The organism is Paractinoplanes brasiliensis, assembly GCF_004362215.1.
GTDB classification, from domain to species: Bacteria; Actinomycetota; Actinomycetes; order Mycobacteriales; family Micromonosporaceae; genus Actinoplanes; species Actinoplanes brasiliensis.
Map to the genome: position 1 here is coordinate 6668698 of NZ_SNWR01000001.1, position 25161 is coordinate 6693858.

Here is a 25161-nt window from a genome sequence, read left to right on the forward strand (position 1 = left end):
TCCGTTTGGGGTGGGAGTTGGGTGGGGGTCCGGTTCGGGGGCTGAGCTGGGCGGAGCGGGCTGACGGCCGTACGGGGAAGGCCTTTAGGCTGGGCTGATGAGCGAGCAAGTGACCAACTGGGCCGGCAACATCGTCTTCAACGCGCGCGCGGTGCGCCGGCCGGGGTCGGTGGGCGAGGTGCAGGAGATCGTTGCCGGGGGTGGGCCGATCAAGGTGCTGGGCAGCGGCCACTCCTTCAACCGGATGGCCGACACCGACGGCACGCTGATCTCGCTTGCTGATCTGCCCCGGGTGACCGAGATCAGCGCCGACCGTAAGTCCGTGCGGGTCGACGGCGGCGTCCGCTACGGCGACATCGCGGCCTACCTGCACACCAACGGCCTCGCCCTGCACAACACGGCCTCCCTGCCGCACATCTCGGTGGCGGGCGCGATCGCCACCGCCACCCACGGTTCGGGTGTCACCAACGGCAACCTGGCCACGGCGGTGTCGTCGATCGAGTTCGTCGACGGCTCGGGCAAGCTGGTGACGGTGAGCCGGGGCGACGCCGACTTCGAGGGCGTCGTCGTGCACCTGGGCGCGCTCGGCATCATCACCGCGCTCACGCTCGACGTGGTGCCGGCGTTCGACATCCGGCAGTACGTGTTCGACACTGTGCCCCGGGCCTCGCTCGACGGCAACCTCGACGCGATGCTCGCCGACGGGTACAGCGTGAGCCTGTTCACCAACTGGAGCAGCCGCGACATCAGCCACGCCTGGCTCAAGCGCACCGAGCCGATCGGCGACGAGTGGTACGGCGCGCGTCTGGCCGACGGCCCCCGCCACCCCGTCCCGGGCATGCCCGCCCAGAACAGCACCGAGCAGGGCGGCGTGCCCGGCCCCTGGCACACCCGGCTGCCGCACTTCCGCATGGAGTTCACCCCGTCGAGCGGCGAGGAGCTGCAGTCGGAATATCACGTGGCCCGCGCCGACGGACTGGCCGCGATCGACGCCGTGGCCTCGATCCGTGAGCGGGTCGCCGCCGTGCTGCAGGTCTGCGAGGTGCGGACGATCGCCGCCGACAACCTGTGGCTGAGCCCCAACTACCACCGCGACAGCATGGCGCTGCACTTCACGTGGATCGCCGACGCCGACGCGGTGACGCCGGTGGTGGCCGAGCTCGAGCAGGTGCTGGCCCCGCTGTCGCCCCGGCCGCACGTGGGCAAGGTGTTCACGATGGCGCCCGAGACGATCCGGCAGGGGTGGGAGCGGTTCGCCGACTTCCAGGCGCTGGTCGCGAAGTACGACCCGGCGGGCACGTTCCGCAACGACTGGCTGGCCGAAATCCTGGGCTGATTCGCCCGAAAACGGGGTACTAGCAGGGCTTATGCGTGGTTGATTCTTCCCAGCCGCACCGTCGCGGCATTTGTTGAGGAAGAGAGCCACATGCGCACCAGTCAATCCCGCGTGTCGATCCGGGCGAAAGCCGCCGTCACCGCGTTGCTGCTCGGCGCCGGCGGCGTCGCCGCAGTGGGCGCCGCCGCCCAGGCCCAGCCACCCGCGCCCAGCCGGTCCGCGGACCTGTCGCCGGAGCTGCAGCGGCTGCTCGCGCAGGTCGGACGGCACATCTCGCTGCGCGAACTGGAAGCCGACGGCACCCTGGCGGGGCTGTCGCGGGCCACGCGGGCGGCCGATCCGAGCAGCGCCGACCTGAGCGCCGAGGAGGCCGACCGCCCGCGGTCCGGCACAGTCGCCACGCCGGGCAAGACGTTCGACATGGCCTGGTTCGAGCGCAACCTGCGGGCCGCGCTGACCGGCAAGGCCGTCGGGTACGCGTACTCGATCGGCAAGGGCGGCCAGCTGGACCGGCAGGCCGGTGTCGGTTCCGCGCGGGTGGCGCCCGACAACCCGGTCACCGCCCAGTCGGCCACCAAGGCGATGACCATCGCCAGCGTCAGCAAGCCGGTCACCACCGCGGCCGTGCTGCGCCTGCTGGAGCAGAAGAAGATCTCGGTCGACAGCGCGATCGGGCCGTGGCTGCCGTCGGCCTGGAAACGCGGCGTCGACGTCGACAAGATCACGTTCCGGCAGCTGATGACGCACACCAGCGGCCTGCTCCAGAACTACCAGACGGCCACCGGCACGACCGGGGGCAAGTCGACGGGCTCGTGGGACAACATCCGCATCGCGATCGGTCAGGACCTCGGATCCCAGGGTCCCAAGTACGCGAACATGAACTTCAGCATCTTCCGCATCATGGTGCCCAAGATCGCGTACGGGGTGGACCTGAGCCCGCTGTACGACGCGCCGCCGGCCAACGTCACCCCGGCACAGATCGACTACCTGACCGGGATCGTGTTCCTCGGTTACCTCAAGCCTGTCCTGGCGCTGGCCAAAGCCTCGGTGAGCTGCGCCAACTCCGACGCCACACCGACCAAGCTGTACGCGTACCCGACCGGTGGCAAGGCCGGCTGGGGCCCGCAGGACTACACCACCGGCTGCGGCGGCTACGGCTACAACATGTCCGCCAACGGGATCACCTCGTTCCTGTCGCACATCCGCTACACCGAGACGGTGATCTCCGCGGCCGCGCGCAAGCTGATGGTCGACGAGAACGTCGGCATGTACTCCTACGACGGCGCCTACGGCACGTACCACGGCCACAACGGCTCGTGGACGCAGTCCGGCAACCGGGGGATGCGCAGCTGCGCCATGTCGTTCCACATCCACGTGGACGCCTCGCTGCTGGTCAACAGCAAGGGCGACTACCCGAGCCCGTGCACGATCCTGCGCGACGCGTTCGACAAGGCCTGGCACTGACCGCGGCCTAATAGCGGTCCCGCCGTACGACGTGGGTGCCGGCCAGGTCGAGGAAGGCCTGGGCCGTCCGCGTCGTCGGTGCGACCGGCTACATCGGCTCCCGCGTCCTCACCGTCCTGCTCGGGGCCGGGCACAGTGTTACCGCATTGGTCCGAGACCCTTCCCGCGTACGGGGTGAGGGCGCGCGACTGGTGACCGGCAACATGCGGGATCGCGGTCTCGTCCGTGGGCTGGCCGCCGACGCCGAGGCGGTGATCGCGACGGCAACTCCGGGCGACGCCACGAGCGCCGAGGCCGACCGTGACTTCGTGGGCGCGGTGCTGGACGGGTTGCGACCGGGGGCAACCTTTGTCCGTACGGGGGGAATCTGGGTGCATGGCGAGGGCGATGCGCTCACCGAGGAGACGCCGTTGTCGCCGCCCGCGCTGGTCGCGTGGCGCGCCGAGATCGACAGCCGTGCCCTGGCGGCCCCGGGGATCCGCTCGCTGCTGGTCGAACCGGGCATCGTGTACGGCCATGGCACGGGCATCCCGGCGCTGGTGTTCGGCCAGGAGCGGGTCGGTGATCCGGCCGCGCTGCAACTGATCGGCCCGGGGACGCAGCACTGGACCACCGTGCACGTCGACGATCTTGCCGAGCTCTACCTGGCCACGCTGACCGCGGGCGCGGCCGGCGATCGTTTCCTGGCGGTCGGCGGCTTCAACCCGACCGTGGCGGAGCTGGGCGAGGCGGCCGCCCGGCGGCTCGGGCTGGACGGCCGGGTGGTGGCGGAGGACCCGGCCGGAACGGTGGCGCGGCTGGGCGGTTTCGGCGAGGCGTTGCTGCTCGACCAGCAGGCGTCGGGGGAGAAGGCGCGGCGGGTGCTCGGCTGGAAGCCGTCACGGCCGTCGCTGCTCGAGACCTTTGCCTCCGGTGAATACGACCCGGCTTGATTGATCGATAAGCGTGGAACCCCGGCGTGAGCTGGGGTTCCGCCGTCTCGCCAAGAAGATCATCTTAAGAAATTCTTAAGTGCTGATCGGCTTTGGGAGCGCTCCCGTATGGATGGCCGTAGCCACATTCGGTCCCCCAGTCGCGGAAGGCGTACTCCCAATGTACAGAGCCAAGTTCAACAAGTCTTCCTCCAAGAACACGCGTCGTTGGCAGATCGGTGCGGTCGCGGGAGTCGCCGTCGCCATGGTCGGCGTCGGTCTGGGTGTCGCATCGGCCGACGAGGCGGTGCCGACGGTCAACTGCCCGCAGCTGACCGGCTTGCCCGCGGTGCCGGCCCAGGCGCAGGCCGAGGTGCAGCGCAACCTGGAACTGCTGAACACGCAGATCTCCGAGGCCAACAACCGCATCGCGAGCACGGTCGGCCAGGGCGGCCCGAACTTCATCCAGAACGCGATCCTCGGCCCGCTGGCCGACAAGCGCTTCGCGACGATCAACCGGATCGAGACCGCGATCGGCCGCAACGCCGCGAAGCCCAACCTGAACGCCGAGGGCCTGTCGGACTGCTCGCTCAACCAGGACGGCGGGAACTCGGCCCAGCAGCCGACCGACGTGCCGGCCGCGGGCAACGGTGGTGGCAACAACGCCGGTGGTGGCAACAACGCGCTGCCGACCGTCAACTGCCCCACGCTGACCAACCTGCCGGCCATCCCGGCGCAGGCCGCGGCCGAGGTGCAGCGCAACCTGGAACTGCTGAACACCCAGATCCGTGAGGCCAACGCCCGGATCGTCTCGACCGTCGGCCAGGGCGGCGCGAACTTCATTCAGAACGCGATCCTCGGCCCGCTGGCCGACAAGCGCTTCGCGACGATCAACCGGATCGAGACCGCGATCGGCCGCAACGCGGCCAAGCCCAACCTGAACGCCGAGGGCCTGTCGGAGTGCTCGCTCAACCAGGGTGGCGGCGCCTCGGCCGAGCAGCCCGTCGAGGTGCCGGCTGGCAACGCCGGTGGCGGCAATGCCGGCAACGGCGGTAACGGCAACGGGAACGGCGGCGCGACCGGCGCCCTGCCGACGGTGAACTGCCCGGCGCTGAACAACCTGCCGGCCATCCCGGCCCAGGCCGCCGCCGAGGTGCAGCGCAACCTCGAACTGCTGAACACCCAGATCGCCGAGGCCAACAACCGCATCGCGAGCACGGTGGGTCAGGGCGGCCCGAACTTCATCCAGAACGCGATCCTCGGCCCGCTGGCCGACAAGCGCTTCGCGACGATCAACCGGATCGAGACCGCGATCGGCCGCAACGCCGCGAAGCCCAACCTGAACGCCGAGGGCCTGTCGGACTGCTCGCTCAACCAGTGACCTCGCTGAACCAGTGACGTAGCAACACCACCGCGGACAGACGCGCGCCCGGACCCCCACCCGGGCGCGCGTCGTCTCTTCGGGCACAGTCACGCGCGTCACGAGTGCGCATTTGTGTCACACGACAGGGGTAGCTTCGCCCCATGCCCGCCGATGCGAATGCGAAGCCGCCGCAGCGCCCCCACCCGTGGCGGGTGGAAGGCGCGCCGCCCAGCGATCCACCCGGTGGCCCGAAAGGGCCGCGCTCCTCCTGGCTCCGCTTCGGCGGCATGCTCATCGCCCTGCTCGCTCTCAACTGGATCATCTCGTCGATCTTCCTGAGCCCGGCCGAGCGGGCCCCGGTGTCCTACACGTTCTTCCTGGCCCAGGTCCAGGCCGACAACGTCAGCGAGATCACCTCGACCGGTGACACCATCGAGGGCCAGTTCAAAAAGGAGACGGCCTACACGCCGACCGGCGCGACCAAGGCCGAGCAGGTCGAGCGGTTCACCACCCAGCGGCCCTCGTTCGCCGACGACAACCTGTTCGCCGAGTTGCAGGCCAACAACGTGCCGGTCAACGCGAACCCGCCCGACGCCCCACGCCCGATCTGGCAGCAGCTGCTGATCGGCTTCGGTCCCACGATCCTGCTGGTCGCGCTGTTCGTGTGGATCTATCGGCGCATGGCGGGCGGGGCCGGGGGCGCGCTCGGCGCCTTCGGCAAGTCGCGCGCCAAGCTCTATCAGCCAGAATCCGGACCCCGTACGACGTTTGCCGACGTCGCCGGCATCGAAGAGGTTGAGAAGGAAGTCACCGAGATCGTCGACTTCCTGCGCGAGCCCGAAAAGTATCGCAAGCTGGGTGCCCAGATCCCGCACGGCGTGCTGCTGTCAGGCCCGCCCGGCACGGGCAAGACGCTGCTGGCCCGCGCGGTGGCCGGCGAGGCCAGGGTGCCGTTCTTCTCGATCTCGGCGTCCGAGTTCATCGAGGCGATCGTCGGGGTCGGCGCCAGCCGGGTGCGTGACCTGTTCGACCAGGCCAAAAAGGTCGCTCCGTCCATCATCTTCATCGACGAGCTGGACGCGATCGGCCGGGCCCGGGGCAGCGCCCAGTCGCTCGGCGGCAACGACGAGCGCGAGCAGACGCTCAACCAGATCCTGACCGAGATGGACGGCTTCACCGGCAGCGAGGGGGTGGTGGTGCTGGCCGCGACCAACCGTTCCGAGGTGCTCGACCCGGCGCTGCTGCGGCCCGGCCGGTTCGACCGGCGCGTGGTGGTCAGCCCTCCCGACCTGTCCGGCCGCCGGGCGATCCTCGCCGTGCACACCCGTGGCGTGCCGCTGGCCCCCGACGTCGACCTCGACGCCCTCGCCGCCACCACGCCCGGCATGGTCGGCGCCGACCTGAAAAACCTGGTGAACGAGGCCGCGCTGCTGGCCGCCCGCCGCGGGCACACCCAGGTGCGGAACGCCGACTTCACCGACGCGCTGGAAAAGGTGGTGCTGGGCACCGTCCGCGGCATCATGCTGACCCCGGGCGAAAAAGAGCGTACGGCGTTCCACGAGTCCGGCCACGCGCTGCTGGGCATGCTGACGCCCGGCGCCGACCCGGTCCGCAAGATTTCGATCATCCCGCGCGGCCAGGCGCTGGGCGTGACGTTCCAGAGCCCGTCGGCCGACCGCTACGGCTACTCGGCGAAGTACCTGCGCGGCCGCATCATCGGCGCGCTCGGTGGCCGGGCCGCCGAAGAGGTCGTCTACGGCGACATGACCACGGGCGCCGAGAGCGACCTCGACCAGGTCAGCAACATCGCCCGCCAGATGGTGGGCCGGTGGGGCATGTCCGAGGCGATCGGCCCGGTCACCGTGCTGCCGCCGCCCGGCCAGGAGTCGCCGCTGGGCCTCGACGGGGTCGCCCCCGCCACCAAGGAGCTGATCGACGCCGAGGTCCGCAAGATCGTGGAAGCCTGCTACGCCGAGGCCCTGTCGCTGCTGCGCTCGCACCGGCCGCAGCTCGACAGCCTGGCCCACCGCCTGCTCGAGACCGAAACCCTCGACGAGGCCGACGCGTACGCCGCCGCCGGCATCGACCCGTCCGAGGCCCCGGGTGCGGTGGCCCGCGGCGAGGCCCCCGGCTCCGCGCAGGCCCCCGGCCTCCCGGTCTCGGCCGTGAACTCGGGGACGTCTCCGGCGCCTGGTGTTCCGGCCTCAGCCGTGGCCTCCGAGGCGTCTCCGGCGCCTGGTGTTCCGGCCGCGGCCGGAGTCTCCGAAGCGTCTCCGGCGCCTGGTGTTCCGGCCGCGGCCGTGGCCTCCGAAGCGTCCGCGGTCCCCGGGCGGCCCGATCCCACCGCGACCGACTCCACCCCGGCCTGACCATGAGCGACGCGCTCACCCCGACACCGTCTCGTCGGGGCAGCGCGTCGCTGCCGGCCGACAGCCACGTGCACAGCGAGTGGTCGTGGGACGCGGCTTTCGGCGACATGGGGGCGACCTGCGAACGGGCTGTCGAGCTGGAACTGCCCGCGGTCGCCTTCACCGAGCACCTCGACCACATCGTGTGGACGGCCGACCACGACACGCTCGAGGAGAGCCCAGTCCTGGCATCCCACGCCGACGCTCAGGGGCGGGTGATCGCCCCGCCGTTCGACGCGGCCGGTTACCTGGCTGCCGTCGAGCGCTGCCGGGAACGCTTCCCCGGCCTGCGGATCCTCAGCGGGCTCGAGATCGGCGAGCCGCACCTGCACACCGACGCCGTCGCCCGGGTGTTGAGCGCGGGCCGGTTCGACCGCGTGCTCGGCTCGATGCACGCGCTGCTCATCGGCGAGACGTTCTACGAGCCGCCGGGGTTCTTCGCGCACTACGGCCAGGAGGAAGGGTTCCGGCGCTATCTGCTCGGGATCCCGGCCGTCGTCGCCGGCAGTGAGGTGTTCTCGGTCTTCGCCCACATCGACTTTCCGGTGCGGTTCTGGACAGGGCCGTTCGACCCGCAGCGATGGGAGGAGGAGTTCCGGCTGGCGCTGCGCGCGATCGCCGACGGCGGGCGGGCCCTCGAGGTCAACAGCAAGGTCCCCCTGCATCCCGCGATCCTGCGCTGGTGGCGCGAGGAAGGTGGCGCCGCGGTGTCGTTCGGCAGCGACGCGCACTCACCGGGGTCGCTGGCTCACGACTTCCACGAGGTGGCCCACATGGTCGAGGCCCACGGCTTCCGCCCCGGCCGCCGGCCGCACGACTTCTGGACCCGCTGACCGCAGCCCCGCGAGCCGGCCGAACCGACCCGCGGGTGGTCGCGACGCTGCCGCGCGGGTGTGGCGGTGCCGGAACGCTGACGCGGGGCTGAGGCGGCGTCGGAACCCGTGCCCTGTACGGCTCGGCAGTCAAGGTACTCTCCGGACCCGCGACGCCCTCCAACAGGGAGCGTGGCCGGTGGAGGCAGGCGCGGTGGTCACAACGCTCCCCCTGAAGCTGGGTGGTGCGCTGTCTGGCTCACCGCTTTGTCGATTTTGTTGCGCCGCTGCCCTTCGGCAGCCAAGGCCGCGTGTCCGGCAGAGGTCACCTCGTAGTTGCGGCTTCGTCAGCCTGTCGGTTTCGCAGACGTCCGAACGCGGCACCCAGTGCCGCGCCGCTGAGCGCGCCCATCGCCCAGAAGACGATCGAGCCGACGAGGAACTCGGGACGCAGCACGTCGCCCACCGCCGCCTGCCAAGTCGGCGGCAAAGCATCGCCGGTGCTCAGATAGCCCGCGTGCCGCTCGGCCCAGACCACGGCCTCCGGAATGCTGACGGCGAGCATCCCTGCCAGAGCGCCCAGCCCGGCCACGGCCCCGGTGCGCAGCGCCGCGCTGACGGACCGGTGGCGCCAGGCAGTGGTGAGCGTGACCACGAACAGCAGCACGCTCGGCAGCGTGACCCAGGTGCTCAGGACACCGCCCTGTTCGTGAGCTAATGACCAGCGCGAGGCGATGAACACGCCACCGGCCACGAGTACCGCGACACCCGAGGCCTGCAGCCAGGCGCCTTGCGTCAGCCCGGATCGCAGCGCGGTCCATGTCCCGCCGAGGGCGAACCGGCGCCGCTCGCGCGGCGTGTCGATCGCCGCGAGTTCGGCACGCAGCGCGGTGCCCCAGGCGGCTTGGTTGCCGGGTAGGTCAGCGGTTGCCAGCTCAAGCAACACCTGCCAGGAATCGCGATGCTGTCTGCCCTCCGCCTGGCGGCGGGCACCGAGTGCCGCACCGAGGACGGGCCACGGCAGCGCCCAGACCAGCGTGGCGAAGAAGGCGTCGAACGGCACGAGCAGATCTCCCTCGCCGAGGTTGCCGACGACGGGGAAGGCACCAGGATCGGCCAGGTATGCGGCGCGCAGGGGCAGGTGGGCAACTGCTGCACCGGCGGTGACGGCGAGCAGGGCGAGCACCCCGGCGACGGTTCCGGCGCCGAAGCTGCGGGCACGCGCCGCCGCGCCGGCGGCGATTGCGGCGAGCAGCCCGCACCCGGCGGCGGCCAGCAGTCCGAGCGCCAATGTCAGCAGCACGACGTCGAAGCCCCAGTCCGAGCCGCGAGGCGCCGCGGCGAGGTAGGCCTGTTCCAGCGCGGCGGTGAGCGCGGCGGCGCCGACGGCGAGGGTGATCAGTGCTGGCCAGACGGGCCTCCGGGCGCCGTTGCGCAGCGCGGCGCCGAGGTGGGCGGGAAGGCTTCGCGCGCCTGCCTGGCGCGCGGCGCCGGTCAGATGGATCGCGAGCACCAGCAGCGCGAGCAGGGGCGGCACGAGCATCACCGGGAGGAGCAGGAATGCGAACATCGGAGGCCTCCGGACGGTGGTCGGGTCAGGTGGTCCGCGGCGAGAGCCGGGTCGCGCGCGGGGTGGCCGGGGCCTCGGCAGCGCGAGCCCTGGCGGTGAGGGTGCGGGCGAGTTCGGCACCTGCGGTGCTGAGCCGGTAGAGGTGGCGGGCGGGCCGACCGCGGGGCGGGGCAGTTTCCCAGGAGGTCTCGACGTGGCCGCGTTCGGCGAGGCGGATCAGGATCGGGTAGACAGTTCCAGCTTTGAGGTCGAGGGTGCGGCACAGGTCGTAGCCGTGGCTCCAGTTCTCGCCGGTTTCAGCGAGGGCGATGAGCACTGCGGCGGTCTGCGGTGAGGGACGTCGGTCACGTACCATGCTCTCAATATCTATCTAGATAGAGTTATCCGCAAGCCCCAGCCCGCTTCCGCCCGCTCAGGCTCGCACCCAAGGCGGTGGGGCCGGCTGCGGGCTGCGACGCGGTGGGGTCGCTCAGAAACGGCAGGGCCGCCCGCGGCGAGGGGGGAGCCTCGCGGCGGGCGGCCGGTTCGACAGGGTCAGGAGCGGGGGCCCACCAGCTCGGGTTCGGGCTGGGGCGGGGTCACGGCCGCGGCCGTGTGGCGGCCCCGGGGGCGCATGAAGCGGGGCGCCCACCAGTTGGCCTTGCCCAGCAGCGTCATCGCCGAGGGCAGGACCACCGCGCGGATGATGGTGGCGTCGAGCAGGATCGCGGCGGCCAGGCCGATGCCCAGCTGCTTCATGTCGATCGTGGACAGCGTGGCGAAGATCGAGAACACCGCGACCATCACCAGGGCCGCGCTGCTCACCGTGCCGGCCGAACCGGTGATGCCCTCGGCCACCGCCTCGCGGGTCGGCACGCCGCGCAGCACCGCCTCGCGGATCCGGGACACCACGAACACGTGGTAGTCCATCGACAGGCCGAACAGCACCACGAACAGGAACAGCGGCAGCCAGCTGACGATCGCGTCCATCGACGTGAAGCCGAGCAGGTCGGGCGCCCAGCTGCCCTGGAAGACCAGCACCAGCAGCCCGTACGCCGCCCCGACGGAGAGCAGGTTGAGCATGATCGAGGTGGCCGCGACCACGACCGACCGGAACGTCCAGGCCATCATGAGGAACGTCAGCAGCAGCACGACCCCGGCCACCAGCGGCAGCGTCCGCCAGATGTGCTCGGCGTAGTCCTCGTTGTCGGCCACCCCGCCGCCGACCGCGTACGTCACGCCGGGCACCCCGTTGAGCGCGGCCGGCACCAGGTCGGAGCGCAGCCGGTGCAGCGAGTCGGATGCCTCGTCACTGCGCGACGAGAACGGCGTCGCCACGTGCAGCACCGAGACCGTCTTGTCCGGCGAGACCTCGATGTCCGGCCCGCCCTGCTCGAGCGGCGCGAACAGCCTGTCGCCCTGGGTGCTCTGCGCGAGGTTCTTCAGAGCGGCCTGCACGGCGGGAGCGGAAGCGGCGGGCGCCGAGACCGCGATCAGGTGGTTGGTGCCGTTGCTCGGGTAGGCCGCGGTCAGCCGGTCGTACGCCTGCATGGCCGGCGTCGTGCGGGGCAGGTCTTCGGTGCCGGGGAACTTGAGGTTCATGCCGAGCGCCGGAACGGCCAGGGCCAGCAGCGCCAGCACGCTCACCAGCAGCGTGGCGACCGGCCAGCGCAGCGCCGGGTGCAGAACCGCCCGCCAGAACCGCGACCCGCCGCCGGAGTTGCGGGCGGACAGGCGCCACAGCAGCGGCACCCGCGGCCGGTCGACCCAGCGGCCCAGCTTGGCCAGGATCGCGGGCAGCACGGTCAGCGAGCCGAGCACGGCCACCGCGACCACGAGGATCGAGCCGACGGCGAGCGACGAGAACGTGGAGTCGCCGGCGAGGAACAGCCCGGCCATCGCGATGATGACGGCCGTGCCGCTGACCACCACGGCGTGCCCGGAGGTCTCGGCGGCGATCTCGACCGCGTCGACGTGGCCGCGGCCCTTGGCCCGTTCCTCCCGTTCCCGGCGTACGTAGAACAGCGAGTAGTCGACGCCGACGGCCATGCCGATCAGCAGGATGACGCTGGCGGTGGCGTCACTCGACGGCACCAGGTGCGAGGCCAGTGTGGACAGCCCCATCGCGGCGGCCACGGACGACAACGCCAGCAGCACCGGCACCCCGGCGGCGATCAGCGCGCCGAAGACCAGGATGAGGATCGCGAGGGTGACCGGCAGGCTGAGGATCTCGGCCCGCTTGAAGTCCTCGCCCAGCGTGTCGTCCAGCGCCTTGCCGATGGAGGGGCCGCCGACCTGTTCGACCCTCAGTTCGGGGTGGGTGGCCTGCACCTCGGCGGTGGCCGAGCGCAGCGGCTCGACGCGGTCCGCGGCGGTGTCGGGGTCGCCGGCCATGGTGATCGGCACCAGCAGCGCCGAGCCGTCGTTGGCCGGGATGGGCTTGCCGACCTCGGCCACCCCGGTGACCGTGCGCAGCTTCGTGGTGGCGTCAGCGGCGGCCTTCTGCGCGGCTGCGGTGTCGAGCTTGCCCGTGCGGGCCGTGATCAGCACGTTGTCGACAGCGGGCTCGTCGGCGAACCCGGCCTTGTCGATCATCACGTACGCGCGTCCGGCCTCGCCGATCGCGTCGTCCTGCGGGGTCGCCTCCTTGAGGCCGGCCGAGTTGCCGCCCACGAAGCACACCGCCACGAAGACCACCCAGAGCGCGATCGCGCGCCACGGATGTTCGGCGCTCCAGCGCGCCATGCGTACCGTCACCGGTCGCCTGCCCATCGTTGCCCCCCAGTACGAATCCGTTTGTCGCACTGAAGGTATGGAGGGCGCGAGCCGGGCACATCGGGGCCGAACCCCGGTCGGCCCCCGACCCCGCGACACGCCGATGAGCGTCGGAAACCCGACGCCACGCCGCGGAAAGGCCCGCAAACCGGCCATACGGATCAGGGTTTACCCCGGGACTTCCCGGATTCGCCGCCCTTGATCTCCGCTACTAGGTTGTCCCCATGCGACAACGAAAGAGGTCGATTCTTGCCGCGACGGCCGCCGCCGCGCTGGTGTTCCTCGGGTCCGCGGGCCCGGCGAACGCTATCGCGAACGGCGACCCCGTCGAGCCGGGCCGGTATGCCTTCTCGGTCAAACTGACCATGACGGGCATCCCGACCGCCAACGGCGGCAAGCGCAACAGCGCGTGTTCCGGCGCCCTGATCGCACCCCAGTGGGTGATCACCGCCGGGCACTGCTTCCGCGACCAGAACGGGGTGCGCGTCGAGCGTCCGGTGGCCGATTCGACGCTCGCGACGATCGGCCGCACCGATCTGACGAACACCGAGAGGGGGCAGGAACTCGAGATCGTGGCGGTGCGTCAGTCGTCCACGGCCGACGTGTCGCTGGCCAAGCTGGCGGAGCCGGTCCGGGGCGTCCGCCCGATCCGGGTGGGCCGTACGGCTCCGCAGGCCGGGGACATTCTGCGGGTCACGGGTTACGGGTCCACCACGAGCGTCAATCCCGCGCCGGTCACCTGGCTGCGTACGGGGAAGATGGAGGTGGTCGCGCTCAGCGACTCGGTCACCCAGGTCAAGGGCCAATCGCCCCAGGCCGACACCACGCCTTGCCCGTACGACTCGGGTGGTCCGTTCTTCGTCGAGCGGGGTAAGCGGCCGCCGCTGCTCGTGGCGGTGGTCAGCAACGGCCCGTCGTGCCCGCACGACAGCATCGAGAACGCGGCCCGCGTCGACAATCTCGCCTCCTGGGTCTCGCAAGTCACACACTGACGTCTGTTGGCCGGGCCGGTTACGGGGAAACCCGTAGCCGGCCCTTTCGTATGCGGTGAACTTGACGTGATGCCCTCTCGCATTGTGAGGACCGCCACGGTCGGTAACCGACCAGCCTGGTCCATAACCGACTAGGGTGGTCCGCATGCCGCGTCCGACGAAGCAGCAGATCGACGACGAGATCCTGGAGACCGCCGCGGCCCTGTTCGCGCGGCACGGGTTCAGGGAGACGTCGATCCAGCGCATCGCCGACGCGGTGGGCTACTCCAAGACGGGCCTGCTCCACCGCTATCCCAGCAAGGAGGCGCTGCAACAGGCGGTCATCGACCACGCCCTGCGCGACATCCGCGCGGTGGCCGACACCGTCCGCGACCTGCCTCCCGGCCCGCAGCGTGACCGGGCGGCCGTCGGCGGCATCGCGCGTCTGGCGATGGAGGGTCCCGGCACGGTCTCGCTGCTGCTCACGTATCTGGCCGACACGCAGGACGACGAGTTCGGCCGCATCCTCGAGGAGATCGGCGAAGTGATCTTCGAGTGCTTCGCGACCGACCCCGAGGCCGAGCCGGCCCGGGCCCTTCGGGTCGTGGGCGCCCTGGGCGCAGTGGCCGTGGCTGGGGTCGCGCTGCGCGACAAGCCGCTCGCCGTGACCCTCGACGACCTCATCGACATCAGTTACGACGCGCTCGGCCACGGCCGGGCCGCGTCCGCACAGCCGCGCCCGTAACGACGAGCAAGGGAACACGCACATGGCAACGTTGCTGCATCGCCTCGGACTGGGTGCCGTCCGCCACAAGGCGCTGGTCATGGTCGCCTGGCTGGTAGCCGTGATCGCGCTCGGCGCCGGCGCCGCCACGCTCTCGGGCACGATGGTCAACTCGTTCTCGATCCCGGGGCAGGAGTCGACCAAGGCCCTCGACCTGATGGAGGAGCGGTTCGGCGCCGCCTCGGCCGGCGCCACGGCTCAGGTGGTGATGCAGGCGCCCGGCGCCGGCAGGATCACCGACCGGGCCACCGCCGCCCAGGTCGCTCAGGTCGTGGCCAAGCTGCAGAAACTGCCCGGGGTCGTGGCGGCCACGAACCCGCTCGACCCGCAGGCGCCCACGGTCTCGCAGGACCAGACCGCCGCCTACAGCACGGTCACCTACGGCGTGCAGGCCTCCGAGATCACCGTCGAGGAGCGTGAGGCGCTGACCGCGGTGGTCGACGAGTCCCGCGGGGCCGGCCTGATCGTCGAGGCCCGTGGCGAGGCCACGCAGGAGTCGGGCGCCGACATCGGTGGCGCCGGCGAGATCCTCGGCGTGGTCGTGGCGCTGGTCGTGCTGGCCGTCACGTACGGCTCGCTCGTGCTGGCCGGCATGAACCTGCTGACCGCGCTGGCCGGGGTGGCGATCGGCGCGCTCGGCATCACCACGCTCAGCGGCTTCGCGGAGCTGCAGTCCACCACCCCGATCCTCGCGGTCATGCTGGGCCTGGCCGTTGGCATCGACTACGCGCTGTTCATCGTCACCCGGTTCCGCCAGGAGCTGCGCCGCGGCCTGCCGGTGCCCGAGGCGGTCGCCCTCGCGGTCGGCACGGCCGGCTCCGCCGTGGTCACGGCCGGCCTCACGGTGGTGATCGCGCTGGCCGGCCTGGCGGTCGCCGGCATCCCGTTCCTCACCGAGATGGGCATCGCCGCCGCGGCCACCATCGTCTTCGCCGTGCTGGTCGCGATCACCCTGGTGCCCGCCTTCCTCGGCGCCATCGGCATGCGGGCGCTGCCCAAGCGCGAGCGGGTCAACCCCACCGTTTCCGTACGCCGGGACCGCGGCTTCTATCGCGGCTGGGCCCACATGGTGACCCACCAGCGCGTGCTCAGCCTGATCGTGGCCGTCGCGGCACTGGCCGTCATCGCGATCCCGTTCTTCTCGATGCAGACCACGCTCATCCAGCGCGCCGCCGAGGGCAGCACCCAGGAGAAGGCCGACGCGATCATCGCCGAGCGGTTCGGGCCGGGTTTCGCGGGCCCGTTGCTGGTGCTGGTCGACGGCTCCGGCGCCCCGGCGTACGCGACGACCGTACGGGAAGAGATCTCTGCCCTGCCCGATGTCGCCTTCGTGGCCGAGCCGCGCCCCAGCCAGGCCGGCGACGCGGCGCTGATCACGATCATCCCGAAGTCGGGGCCGGAGGACACCGCCACGATGGATCTGGTGCACGCCATCCGTGACGACGTGGCCGACGGGCCGGGCGCCGAGGTGTACGTGACCGGGCAGACCGCCGTCAGCATCGACGTGTCGGAGAAGCTCGACCAGGCGCTGCCGATCTATCTGGTGCTGGTCGTCGGTCTGGCCTTCGTGCTGCTGGTGCTGGTCTTTCGTTCGCTGCTGGTGCCGGTCGTCGGCGTGCTCGGCTTCCTGCTCACCATCGGCGCCGCGCTCGGCGCCACCACCGCGGTGTTCCAGTGGGGCTGGCTCTCCGACCTGGTCAACGCGCAGACCACCGGCCCGCTGCTGAGCCTGGCGCCGATCATCATCGTCGGCATCCTGTTCGGCCTGGCCATGGACTACCAGGTCTTCCTGGTCTCGCGGATGCATGAGGCGTATGCCCACGGCGCCGGGCCGCGCGACGCGGTGGTCACCGGCTTCCGGCAGGCCGCCCCGGTGGTCGTGGCCGCCGCAACCATCATGTTCTCGGTCTTCGCCGGGTTCGTGCCCGAGGGTAACGACACGATCAAGCCGATCGCGTTCGCGCTGGCCATCGGCATCCTGTTCGACGCCATCGTGGTCCGCATGGTGATCGTGCCGGCGGCGATCGCGCTGCTGGGCCGGTCCGCCTGGTGGCTGCCGAGGTGGCTGAGCTGGCTCCCGTCGGTCGACGTGGAGGGCGCCGCCCTGGAAAGGCACGTTCCGGACGACGCGCGCGACATCGAGGAACACGCTCACGCCGCGTAAAATGGGGCGTATGCCGTAAATATCCGGAAGCAGGTCGCCCAATCACCCACGTAACGACCGTCCGGCTTGCTGGAATTGGGGCATGTGGCCGGAACATGAAGAGGATACGGGCGGGCTCCCAGGCGCCGAGGTCAGAGCGGCCCTGGAGACCTGGCGCTCCGGCCTGGTCGACCTGACCGGCGCCAACCCCCTGCTCAACTTCGCCCGGGTCGCCTCGGGCGCCGTCGAGATCACCGGCCCGGCGCCCAAGGCGATCGTCAAGGTCCTGCAGGAGGGCGGCGGCTACAGCTTCCACGCCGAGGGCCCGGACACCCCCGTGCACGTGCTGCGCACCGAGCTGCCCGAGGAGCAGCTCGGCGCGTTGCTGCACGGGTTCTGGCGCCGTTCCCGCCAGGAGATGCTCGACCGGGGGGTCTCGCCGCTCTTCCTGGGCCTGGGCATGCTGCACTGGGCGGACGACGACGGGACCCCGTACGAGAGCCCGATCCTGCTCATCCCGGTCGAGATCGACCCGGCCGGCCCGCGGCTGATCGCCCGTCCCGAGGACCCGATCGTCAACCCCGCCCTGACCGTGCGCATGGACGACCTCGACATCGAGTTTCCTGAGATCAACTCGCTGGCCGAGCTCGACGTCACCGTGCTCTGGGCCATGGTCGACGTCGCGATCGGCGAGCGGCGCGGCTGGTACGCCGACGAGACGATCACGCTGTCCTGCCTGAGCGTGCACCGCGAGGCGATGTACTACGACCTGTACGAGAACGAGCCCCACATCGTCGAGCACCCTGTCGTCCGCGCCCTGGCCACGCGCGACGCCGACCGTGCGTTCGCCTTCGAGCCCACCCCGGTCGAGCGCATCGACGTCGTGGCGCCGCCCGAGGACGTCCCGCTGATCCTCGACGCCGACGCCACCCAGCGGGTCGCCGTGGCCGCCGCCGTGGCCGGGCGCAGCTTCGTGCTCGACGGCCCGCCCGGCACCGGCAAGTCGCAGACGGTCGCCAACATCGTCGGCGGGCTGATGCACGCGGGCAAACGGGTGCTGGTCGTCTCGGAAAAGGCCGCCGCGCTCGACACCGTGCAGCGCCGGCTCACCGAGGCCGGGCTCGGCAACTACCTGCTGGCCCTGCACAGCGACCTGACCGGGCGGCGCGAGGTGGCCGACGCGCTGGCCACCGCGCTCGAGACCGATTCCGTGCCGCTGGCGACCATGGACCCGATCGACCGGCGAGCCGTGCGGGAGCGGCGGGAGAGGCTCACCTCGTACGCGGAAGCCTTGAACCGCATCCGTCAGCCGCTCGGCCGCAGCCTCTTCGACGTGCTGGGCATCTGTGCCCGCCTGCTCGACGTGCCGGCCGCCCCGGTCGCGACGGTCGACCCGCACGAGCTCACCGCGGACGCCGTCCATCGCATCCGCGACGCGGTGGCTCGGCTCGGCCGGGTACGCAGCGACACGTACACCTGGCGCGAGGCGACAGACCGGGAGCCGCTCGACGGCCGCCTGCGCCAGGCCCTGACCGCCCTCGGCATCCTGGCCGAGACGGTGATCGCCAACTCGACCCTGGCCGACGCGTTCGACCTGCACGAACCGGCCGGCGCGGCCCGGCTGGCCGCGCTCTCGGCCCACGCCGCCAAGCGCCCGGTCAAGGTCGAGGAGGACTGGCTGACGATCGACAGCATCCAGCCGGTGCAGAAGGCGGCCACCGACCTCACCCACCATCTGGCCGCGCTGCGCTACGGCGGCATCCCGTGGGCCGAGCTGCCCTCGGCCGACGAGATGGCCGCCGTCCCGGACCTGTCGCACCTGGTCCCCGAGCCGGTCGACCTCAAACCGCTCAACGCCGCCCAGGCCGACCACCTGGCCAACAAGTTCGCCGAGGAGGCCGACCGGCTGGAGAGCCGTCTGGGGAGCCTCGACCGGGTCACCGCCCGGCTCGGGCTGCCCAACGTGGTCACGTTCTCCGACTCCAACCGGGTCATCACGGTGGCCGACCTGATCAGCCGGGAGCACAAACCGGAGCCGTCCTGGTTCGCCACCGGCGGGATGCCGGCGGCCCACGCTGCGGTGCGGGCGCTGCGGCTGGCGGTCGAGCGCGTACGGGAAACCGAGTCGCAGGCCCGGGAGCACTTCGACGAGGCGGTGCTCGAGGAGCCGATCACCGAGGTCGCCGACCGGCTCACCCGCCACCGGGGCCCGCGCCGGCTGTTGCGGCCCTATCGCCGCGACAAGCGACTGGCCGTCGAGGCCGCGCGGCCCGACGTCAAACCGTCCGAGGCGGTGACCCACGTCGAGGACGCCGCCGCCTGGAAGCAGGCCCTGGAGGATCTGGCGGCGGCCGAGGCCGAGCACGCCGAGCTGCTGGGCCGGCACTGGAAGGGCATGGACACCGACTTCCACGCCATTCAGGACGCGTTGCACACCGCGGACGAGGTGATCCGCGAGGTGCCGGCCGACGCGCTGCCCGCCGTCACCGTGCACGTCTGCGCGCCCCGGCCCAACAGCGCGCTGCTGCGTATCGTCGGCGAGGCCCGCGACGAGTTCACCCGGTTCCGCACCACCCTGCGCCCGGCCCCGGCCCGCGCCCCGCGCCCGGAACTGGGGGAGGGGGCCATCATCGACGCGGTCACGTGGCTGCGCGCCCACATCGCCCCGCTGCACGCGGCGGCCGAGATGATCCGGTCGTACAGCGTGCCCACCGGACGCGACCTGACTTTGGCCGAGGCCATGAGCATCGCCGAGCAGCGCCAGGCCGCCACCGACGCCGAGGCGGCCATCTGGGCCGAGGCCACCACGCACTCGGCTGTGCTGGGCACCGTCTATCGGGGCACCAAGACCGACGACGAGGCGATGAACGAGGTCGTCGCATGGACGGTGCAGGCCCGGCGGCTGATGACCGGCGAGGACGCGCCGATGACCCGGGAACAGGCCCACGCGCTGATGGAGGCCCACCCCACCGAGGGGCTGCCCGCCGCGGTCGCCGGCTGGGAGGCAGCCCGGGGCCAGGTGCTCGACGCGTTCGGCCCCGCCCGCCACGCCGAGCTCAACGAGCGGCTCGGCGACTACGACGGCGCCCGTGACCTGCTCGTCGAGCTGCTGCACGACGGCGAGGGACAGCAGGAGTGGTTCCGGCACGAGGACGCCCGGCGGGTGCTGGTCGACCACGGCCTGGCCGAGGCGCTGGAGTTCTGCGCCGAACAGGAGACGCCGATCGAGCAGGTCTGGCCCGTGCTGGAGCGGTCGCTCTACCGCGGATGGGCCGACGCCGTCATCCGCGACGACCCGGGCCTGCAGCCGGTCGCGGCCGAGGACCGTACCCACCTGGTCGACGTCTACCGCCTGCTCGACCGCGAGCTGACCTCGGCCGCGCTGGCCGACATCGTCTACGCCGTTGAGGCCCGCCGCCCGTCCGCGTCGGCCGCCGGTGAGCCCGGCGTGATCCGGCGCGAGGGCAACAAGCAGTCCGGGCACCTGCCCGTGCGGGAACTGCTGGCCCAGGCCCGGCACGCCGTGCAGGGGCTCAAGCCGTGCCTGCTGATGAGCCCGCTCGCGGTGAGCCGCTACCTGCCGCCCGAGATGGAGTTCGACATGGTCGTCATCGACGAGGCGTCGCAGGTGACCACGGCCGACGCGATCAACTGCATCTACCGGGGCGACGCTCTCGTGGTCGCGGGGGACGAGCGGCAGCTGCCGCCGACCTCGTACTACGACCGGGTCTCCGACGACGTCACCGACTTCCCGTCCATCCTGGAGCTCGCCCGCGACACGTTCCCGGTGCTGCACCTGGGCTGGCACCACCGCAGCCGGCACGAGGCGTTGTTCGCCTTCGCCAACATCGCCTACTACCACGGCCGCCTGGTCGCCATGACCCGTTCCTACCCGCAGGAACCCGGCCACGGCGTCGAGATGTTCCTGGTCGACGGCGTCTATCGGCGGCAGACCACGTCGGACAACCCGATCGAGGCCGACGCGGTGGCCGAGCGGGTGCTGCACCACTACACGACCCGGCCCGACAAGACGCTGGGCGTGGTGACGCTCTCGGTGGCCCAGGCCGACGCCGTCGACGACGCGGTGCGCCGCGCCCTCGGCGAGCGCCCCGACCTCGAGCACCTCCTCGACGACAACGACCGGCTCTCCGGGTTCTTCTGCAAGAGCCTGGAGGCGGTGCAGGGTGACGTCCGCGACGTGATCATCATGTCGATCGGCTACGGCTACGACGAGAACGACAAGATCAGCACGAACTTCGGGGCGCTCAACCGGCCGATGGGCTGGCGGCGCCTCAACGTGGCGATCACCCGCGCCCGCGAGCGCGTCGAGGTGGTCTCGTCCATCCGGGCCGGTGACGTCCCCGACATGGGCAACGAGAGCGTCCGGCACCTCAAGGCCTTCCTCGAGTACGCCGAGAGGTCCGCCGCCACGCTGGGCCGCGACATCACCGACCGTGAGGACGCGTCGCCCTTCGAGGACGCGGTGCTCACCGCCCTCACCTCGTGGGGTTACCGCGTACGCCGCAGGGTGGGCGCCGCCGGCCACTGGATCGACCTGGGCGTGCTGCACCCCGATCAGGACGACGACGTGTTCGCCATCGGCATCGAGTTCGACGGGCCCGAGTATCAGCACATCCCGTCCTCACGCGACCGGGACCGCCTGCGTGACGAGGCGCTGCGCGAGCTGGGCTGGCACATGCACCGGATCTGGTCGGTGGCCTGGTATCAGAACCCGGCCGAGGAACAGAACCGGCTGCGCGCGGCGATCGACCGGGCGCTGGCCGACCCGGTCGGGATCGACCAGCTCGCCGTCCCCGAATGGCCGCCGTACCGGGCCATTTCGGGCGAGCTGCTGCCGCGCGAGGCGCCGATAACCCCAACGGGGGACACCCTTTAGGAGTAATAGCCGGTATTCGCGCATGGTGATCTCTTCGGTGGGTACGCGTCGCCGTTTATGGAAAACAATCGTTGGCCGGTCATGCGCGGACGTCATGCCCTCCGTCGTCACGGCTCCCGAGACGTTTCCGGCGCCGTGGCGGTGACGGCCGACGCGGACAGCGCGGTCACCATCCTCACCGTGCGCGGAACCTGGGGGACGCCCCTGCGCCGGGACTCGTTCACGGCCGTGAAAACTGTGCTGTACGCCCACCCGGCCGCGTTGGTGGTCGACCTGAACGCCGTCATCGACACCAAGGCTGCGAGCGCCCCCACCTGGATGACAGTGTCCCGGGTCGGGGCGTCGATGACCCCGCCCGTACGGGTCGCCGCCTGCCTGCCCCGGCGCGCCGCGCTCACCCAGCGGCTCGACCGGCTCGGCCCGCCGAACTCCCTGCCCGTCTTCGACAGCCTGGAACTGGCACACGCGGCGATGGTGGCCGGCGGACCGGTGCTCGACCGGCGGAGCATCGAGCTGCCGCCCCACCCCGACAGCCCCGCACTCGCGCGCAACCTCGTCAGCGAGGCGTGCAGCGCGTGGGGGCTGTCCGCAGTGCTCTACCCGGCCCGGCTGGTGATGAGCGAACTCGCGGCCAACGCGATCGAGCACGCGGCCACGCCGTTCCACGCCGTCGCGGTGCGCCGCGGCAACGGCCTGCAAGTGATCGTCGCCGACCGCAACCCGCGCCTGCCCCACCTGGTCGAGCCGCCTCTCGACCCGCCGGGCAACCTGTGGGACCTGCGTGGTCAGGGACTGCGGACGGTGCGGGCGGCGTCGGCCGGGTGGGGAGCACTCCCCACCCGGGACGGCAAACTGGTCTGGGCGACCGTGCGGGCCTAGTTGCTGACGGTGGCCTTGGCCTTCGTGGCTCCGGACGGGTGCTTGCCGGTCGGCACGCCGGTCGTCGTCACGGACGGCTCGCCGCCGCCGGCCCCGGGCTCGGCGTCGCCGTTGACCCGGACCCGCCTGTACGGGTCGCCGTACTCGCGCATGGCCCGTCGCGCGAACGCCTGCTGCTCGGTGGCGACCCGCTCGGAGCGGCCGCGGCCGATGAAGCTGACCGCCCAGTGCAGCACCGTGGTGAACCTGTTCTTGAAGCCGACCAGGTAGATCACGTGCACCACGAGCCACATCAGCCAGGCGAAGAAACCCGACAGACGCAACTTGCCGATGCTGGCCACCGCGGAGAACCGCGAGATCGTGGCCATGCTGCCCTTGTCGAAATACTTGAACGGGCCGGGCGCGTCCTTGCGGCGCAGCCGGCGCTTGATCACGTCGGCCGCGTAGCGCCCGCCCTGGATCGCCACCTGAGCCACGCCGGGCAGCGGGCGGCCGTCCTCACCGGGCAGGTGCATCATGTCGCCCAGCACGAAGATCTCGGGGTGACCGGGAACGGTCAGGTCGGGCTGCACCATGACCCGGCCCGCGCGGTCGGTCTCGGCCCCGGCCGACTCGGCGATCTGCCGGGCCAGCGGCGGCGCCTGCACACCGGCGGCCCACACCTTGGTCATCGACGGGATGCGCTGGTGGCCGCGCTCGGACTCGACCTCGATGCCGGTCGCGTCGACGTCGACCACCTTGGTGTTGAGCTCCACCTCGACGCCCATCAGGTGCAGCTGGCGCAGCGCGCGGGTCGACAGGTGGTCGCCGAACGTGTTGAGCACCGCGCCGACCGCGTCGATCAGGATGATGCGGGCCCGGCGCGGGTCGATGTGCTTGTACTGCCCGACCAGGTTGCGGTGGGCCAGCTCGGCGATCTGGCCGGCCATCTCGACCCCCGTCGCGCCGGCGCCGACCACCACGAAGGTGAGCCAGCGCTCCTGCGCCTCGGGATCGGTCTGCAGGTCGGCGATCTCGAACGCGCCGAAGATCCTGGCCCGCAGCTCGAGAGCGTCGTCGATGCTCTTCATGCCCGGCGCGTAGTCGGTGAAGTGGTCGTTGCCGAAGTAGGACTGCGAGGCGCCGGCGGCCACGATCAGCGAGTCGTACGCCACCGTGTAATCGATGCCCGGGCCGGCCACCGTAATGATCTTGCGTTCCGTGTCGACCTCGCGGGCCCAGCCCAGCTTGACGTCGACGTTGTCCTGGCCCTTGAGCACCTCACGGATGGGCGGGGCGATCTCGCCCTCGGACAGCACGCCGGTGGCCACCTGATAGAGCAGGGGCTGGAACAAGTGGTAAGCCGTGCCGTTGATGAGTGTGATGTCGACGTCGGCCTTGCGGAGCGCCTTGATGGCGAAAAGACCCCCGAAGCCGGCCCCGATGACTGCCACCCGATGCCGCTGCATTACCACTCCCTCGGTGCTCGGTGTCTCGTTAGGTAGAGCACCCTGACCAGGCCAACTATGCCGTGAGTATCGACACTGTGGAGGCCCGGCGCGGGCGTGCGCGGGGCCTCGTGACACCTTGCTTTCCCAGCCCGGCCACGGAAAAACCCGAATGTCGTCATCATGCCCCACCCCGGCGGAATACCGTGAGGGTTTGGTGGGGTAGGACGCCTCACACGAGGCTGGGGTGACCGGCCGTGGGCCGGCGTCGACCGGCCCACGGCGCACGGCGGTTAAGGGGTCCAGCGGATGGACGGGTTCACGCGGCCGGACCAGTCGAAGACGGCCATGTTGTCCCAGCCGTCGCCGGTGCCGTTGATGTTCGCCGGATCCCAGCCGTTGCCCTTGATGGCGTACCAGGTGGGTTCCCAGTAGAAGACGCCGACGGCGCCGGCGTTGCGGGCGGTGTTCTGGACCCAGCTGAACTGCTGGGCCTGACCCGCCCACGTGGCCGGGATGTTGTCGCACAGCACCGTGCCGGGGATGGAGTTCGGCTCGTTGTCGGCGTCGGCGGTGGTGAACTGGTACGCCGTCTCGGCGATCACGACCGGTTTGCCGTACCGGGTGCGGGCGTCGACGATGACGTTGTAGAGGTTGGCCAGCGTGCCGTGCCACATGCAGTAGTACGACAAGGCCGTCACGTCCCACGGCACGCCCTGCGACCTGATGCCGTCGAAGAACCAGCGCATGTTGGCCATGCTGTCGGCGTCGGCCACGTGCACCCACACCTGGGTGGCGCTGTTGCACGCCTTGACCGCGTTGTAACCCTGCTTGAGCAGCGAGGCCAGCGGCGCGAAGTTGTTGTTCACGACCTGGCCGCGGGGCCACAGCATGCCGACGTTGATCTCGTTGCCGACCTGGATGCTGTCCGGCGTGGTGCCCTGGTTCTTCAGGGCGGTGCAGACGTCGTACGTGTAGTTGTAGACGTCCGTGCCGAGCTGGCTGAGCGAGTGGCCGGCCCAGGCCGCGGGCGGGAACTGCTTGCCCGGGTCGGCCCAGGTGTCCGAGTAGTGGAAGTCGATCAGCAGTTTCAGACCCTTGGCCTTGATCGCCCTGGCCTGCTGGAGCACCTTGGCCTTGTTGTTGTAGCCGCTGGCCGGGTTGTTCCAGATGCGCAGCCGGGCGTAGTTGACCCCGGCCGACTTGAGGATGTCGTACGGGTCGGCGGCGTTGCCGGAGGCGTTGTAGTACTTGCCGCCGAGGTCGAGCGTGCGCTGCAGCGACGACACGTCGGCGCCGCGCATGGTGAGGGTGTTCGCGGCGTGGGCGGGGGTGGGGGTCAGGACGGCGGTGGTCACCAGGACGGCGGTGACCACGGCCGCGCGGATGCGGGACAGGTTCATATCGCTCCTTCACGACGAAGGGGACGTACCGGCGACGGT

The 25161-nt window shown here is 71.0% G+C and carries 16 protein-coding genes; 11 read left to right on the forward strand and 5 right to left on the reverse strand.

Annotated features, from left to right (window positions below; translation table 11 throughout):
• The first annotated feature begins 97 nt into the window (after positions 1 to 97).
• From C8E87_RS29925 to C8E87_RS29950, 6 genes are all read left to right on the forward strand, one after another.
• Entirely contained in the window at positions 98 to 1336 is a 1239-nt protein-coding gene (locus C8E87_RS29925) for an FAD-binding protein (protein ID WP_133876177.1), read from the forward strand.
• Positions 1337 to 1426: 90 nt separating this feature from the next.
• Positions 1427 to 2800 carry a serine hydrolase domain-containing protein gene (locus C8E87_RS29930; RefSeq protein WP_133876178.1) on the forward strand — a complete coding sequence of 458 codons (1374 nt, stop codon included), beginning with the start codon at positions 1427 to 1429 and terminating at the stop codon, positions 2798 to 2800.
• 35 nt (positions 2801 to 2835) lie between these two features.
• Entirely contained in the window at positions 2836 to 3732 is an 897-nt protein-coding gene (locus tag C8E87_RS29935; protein ID WP_133876179.1) for an NAD-dependent epimerase/dehydratase family protein, read from the forward strand.
• 160 nt (positions 3733 to 3892) lie between these two features.
• On the forward strand, positions 3893 to 5092 hold the full coding sequence (locus C8E87_RS29940; protein ID WP_133876180.1) for a hypothetical protein: 1200 nt from the start codon (positions 3893 to 3895) through the stop codon (positions 5090 to 5092).
• Positions 5093 to 5235: 143 nt separating this feature from the next.
• Complete coding sequence (ftsH, locus tag C8E87_RS29945; RefSeq protein WP_239080284.1) at positions 5236 to 7443, forward strand: ATP-dependent zinc metalloprotease FtsH; 2208 nt, start codon at positions 5236 to 5238, stop codon at positions 7441 to 7443.
• Positions 7444 to 7445: 2 nt separating this feature from the next.
• Complete coding sequence (locus C8E87_RS29950) at positions 7446 to 8315, forward strand: PHP domain-containing protein (protein ID WP_133876181.1); 870 nt, start codon at positions 7446 to 7448, stop codon at positions 8313 to 8315.
• Positions 8316 to 8619: 304 nt separating this feature from the next.
• Here C8E87_RS29950 and C8E87_RS29955 read toward each other — a convergent pair whose 3' ends face one another.
• The 3 genes from C8E87_RS29955 to C8E87_RS29965 all read right to left on the reverse strand — a co-directional run bounded on the left by C8E87_RS29955 (position 8620) and on the right by C8E87_RS29965 (position 12600).
• The gene (locus C8E87_RS29955; protein WP_133876182.1) at positions 8620 to 9864 is read right to left on the reverse strand and encodes a hypothetical protein; all 1245 of its coding nucleotides are present in this window, start codon (positions 9862 to 9864) and stop codon (positions 8620 to 8622) included.
• Positions 9865 to 9889: 25 nt separating this feature from the next.
• Positions 9890 to 10219: a PadR family transcriptional regulator gene (locus C8E87_RS29960; RefSeq protein ID WP_133876183.1), complete on the reverse strand. Its 330-nt coding sequence runs from the start codon at positions 10217 to 10219 to the stop codon at positions 9890 to 9892.
• Positions 10220 to 10398: 179 nt separating this feature from the next.
• Positions 10399 to 12600: an MMPL family transporter gene (locus C8E87_RS29965; RefSeq protein WP_239080285.1), complete on the reverse strand. Its 2202-nt coding sequence runs from the start codon at positions 12598 to 12600 to the stop codon at positions 10399 to 10401.
• 242 nt (positions 12601 to 12842) lie between these two features.
• Between C8E87_RS29965 and C8E87_RS29970 the strand changes: the two genes are divergently transcribed.
• The 5 genes from C8E87_RS29970 to C8E87_RS29990 all read left to right on the forward strand — a co-directional run bounded on the left by C8E87_RS29970 (position 12843) and on the right by C8E87_RS29990 (position 22292).
• Positions 12843 to 13610 (forward strand): S1 family peptidase, encoded by a 768-nt coding sequence (locus C8E87_RS29970; protein ID WP_133876185.1) that lies wholly within the window; start codon positions 12843 to 12845, stop codon positions 13608 to 13610.
• 145 nt (positions 13611 to 13755) lie between these two features.
• Entirely contained in the window at positions 13756 to 14334 is a 579-nt protein-coding gene (locus C8E87_RS29975) for a TetR/AcrR family transcriptional regulator (protein ID WP_133876186.1), read from the forward strand.
• Between the two features lie 22 nt (positions 14335 to 14356).
• Positions 14357 to 16537 (forward strand): MMPL family transporter, encoded by a 2181-nt coding sequence (locus tag C8E87_RS29980; protein WP_133876187.1) that lies wholly within the window; start codon positions 14357 to 14359, stop codon positions 16535 to 16537.
• A gap of 82 nt (positions 16538 to 16619) precedes the next feature.
• On the forward strand, positions 16620 to 21413 hold the full coding sequence (locus C8E87_RS29985; protein WP_133876188.1) for a PDDEXK-like endonuclease domain-containing protein: 4794 nt from the start codon (positions 16620 to 16622) through the stop codon (positions 21411 to 21413).
• Between the two features lie 81 nt (positions 21414 to 21494).
• On the forward strand, positions 21495 to 22292 hold the full coding sequence (locus C8E87_RS29990; protein WP_133876189.1) for an ATP-binding protein: 798 nt from the start codon (positions 21495 to 21497) through the stop codon (positions 22290 to 22292).
• Here C8E87_RS29990 and C8E87_RS29995 read toward each other — a convergent pair.
• Positions 22289 to 23740 (reverse strand): NAD(P)/FAD-dependent oxidoreductase, encoded by a 1452-nt coding sequence (locus C8E87_RS29995; protein WP_133876190.1) that lies wholly within the window; start codon positions 23738 to 23740, stop codon positions 22289 to 22291. The two genes, C8E87_RS29990 and C8E87_RS29995, sit on opposite strands and share 4 nt — an antisense overlap.
• A gap of 272 nt (positions 23741 to 24012) precedes the next feature.
• Positions 24013 to 25122 carry a glycoside hydrolase family 53 protein gene (locus tag C8E87_RS30000; RefSeq protein ID WP_203720701.1) on the reverse strand — a complete coding sequence of 370 codons (1110 nt, stop codon included), beginning with the start codon at positions 25120 to 25122 and terminating at the stop codon, positions 24013 to 24015.
• Positions 25123 to 25161: the final 39 nt, after the last annotated feature.

Coding starts and splice junctions, on each gene's coding strand:
- C8E87_RS29925 (WP_133876177.1), top strand. CDS start 98: ATGAGCGAGCAAGTGACCAACTGGGCCGGCAACATCGTCTTCAACGCG.
- C8E87_RS29930 (WP_133876178.1), top strand. CDS start 1,427: ATGCGCACCAGTCAATCCCGCGTGTCGATCCGGGCGAAAGCCGCCGTC.
- C8E87_RS29940 (WP_133876180.1), top strand. CDS start 3,893: ATGTACAGAGCCAAGTTCAACAAGTCTTCCTCCAAGAACACGCGTCGT.
- ftsH (WP_239080284.1), top strand. CDS start 5,236: ATGCCCGCCGATGCGAATGCGAAGCCGCCGCAGCGCCCCCACCCGTGG.
- C8E87_RS29950 (WP_133876181.1), top strand. CDS start 7,446: ATGAGCGACGCGCTCACCCCGACACCGTCTCGTCGGGGCAGCGCGTCG.
- C8E87_RS29955 (WP_133876182.1), bottom strand. CDS start 9,864: ATGTTCGCATTCCTGCTCCTCCCGGTGATGCTCGTGCCGCCCCTGCTC.
- C8E87_RS29960 (WP_133876183.1), bottom strand. CDS start 10,219: ATGGTACGTGACCGACGTCCCTCACCGCAGACCGCCGCAGTGCTCATC.
- C8E87_RS29970 (WP_133876185.1), top strand. CDS start 12,843: ATGCGACAACGAAAGAGGTCGATTCTTGCCGCGACGGCCGCCGCCGCG.
- C8E87_RS29975 (WP_133876186.1), top strand. CDS start 13,756: ATGCCGCGTCCGACGAAGCAGCAGATCGACGACGAGATCCTGGAGACC.
- C8E87_RS29980 (WP_133876187.1), top strand. CDS start 14,357: ATGGCAACGTTGCTGCATCGCCTCGGACTGGGTGCCGTCCGCCACAAG.
- C8E87_RS29985 (WP_133876188.1), top strand. CDS start 16,620: ATGTGGCCGGAACATGAAGAGGATACGGGCGGGCTCCCAGGCGCCGAG.
- C8E87_RS29990 (WP_133876189.1), top strand. CDS start 21,495: ATGCGCGGACGTCATGCCCTCCGTCGTCACGGCTCCCGAGACGTTTCC.
- C8E87_RS29995 (WP_133876190.1), bottom strand. CDS start 23,740: ATGCAGCGGCATCGGGTGGCAGTCATCGGGGCCGGCTTCGGGGGTCTT.
- C8E87_RS30000 (WP_203720701.1), bottom strand. CDS start 25,122: ATGAACCTGTCCCGCATCCGCGCGGCCGTGGTCACCGCCGTCCTGGTG.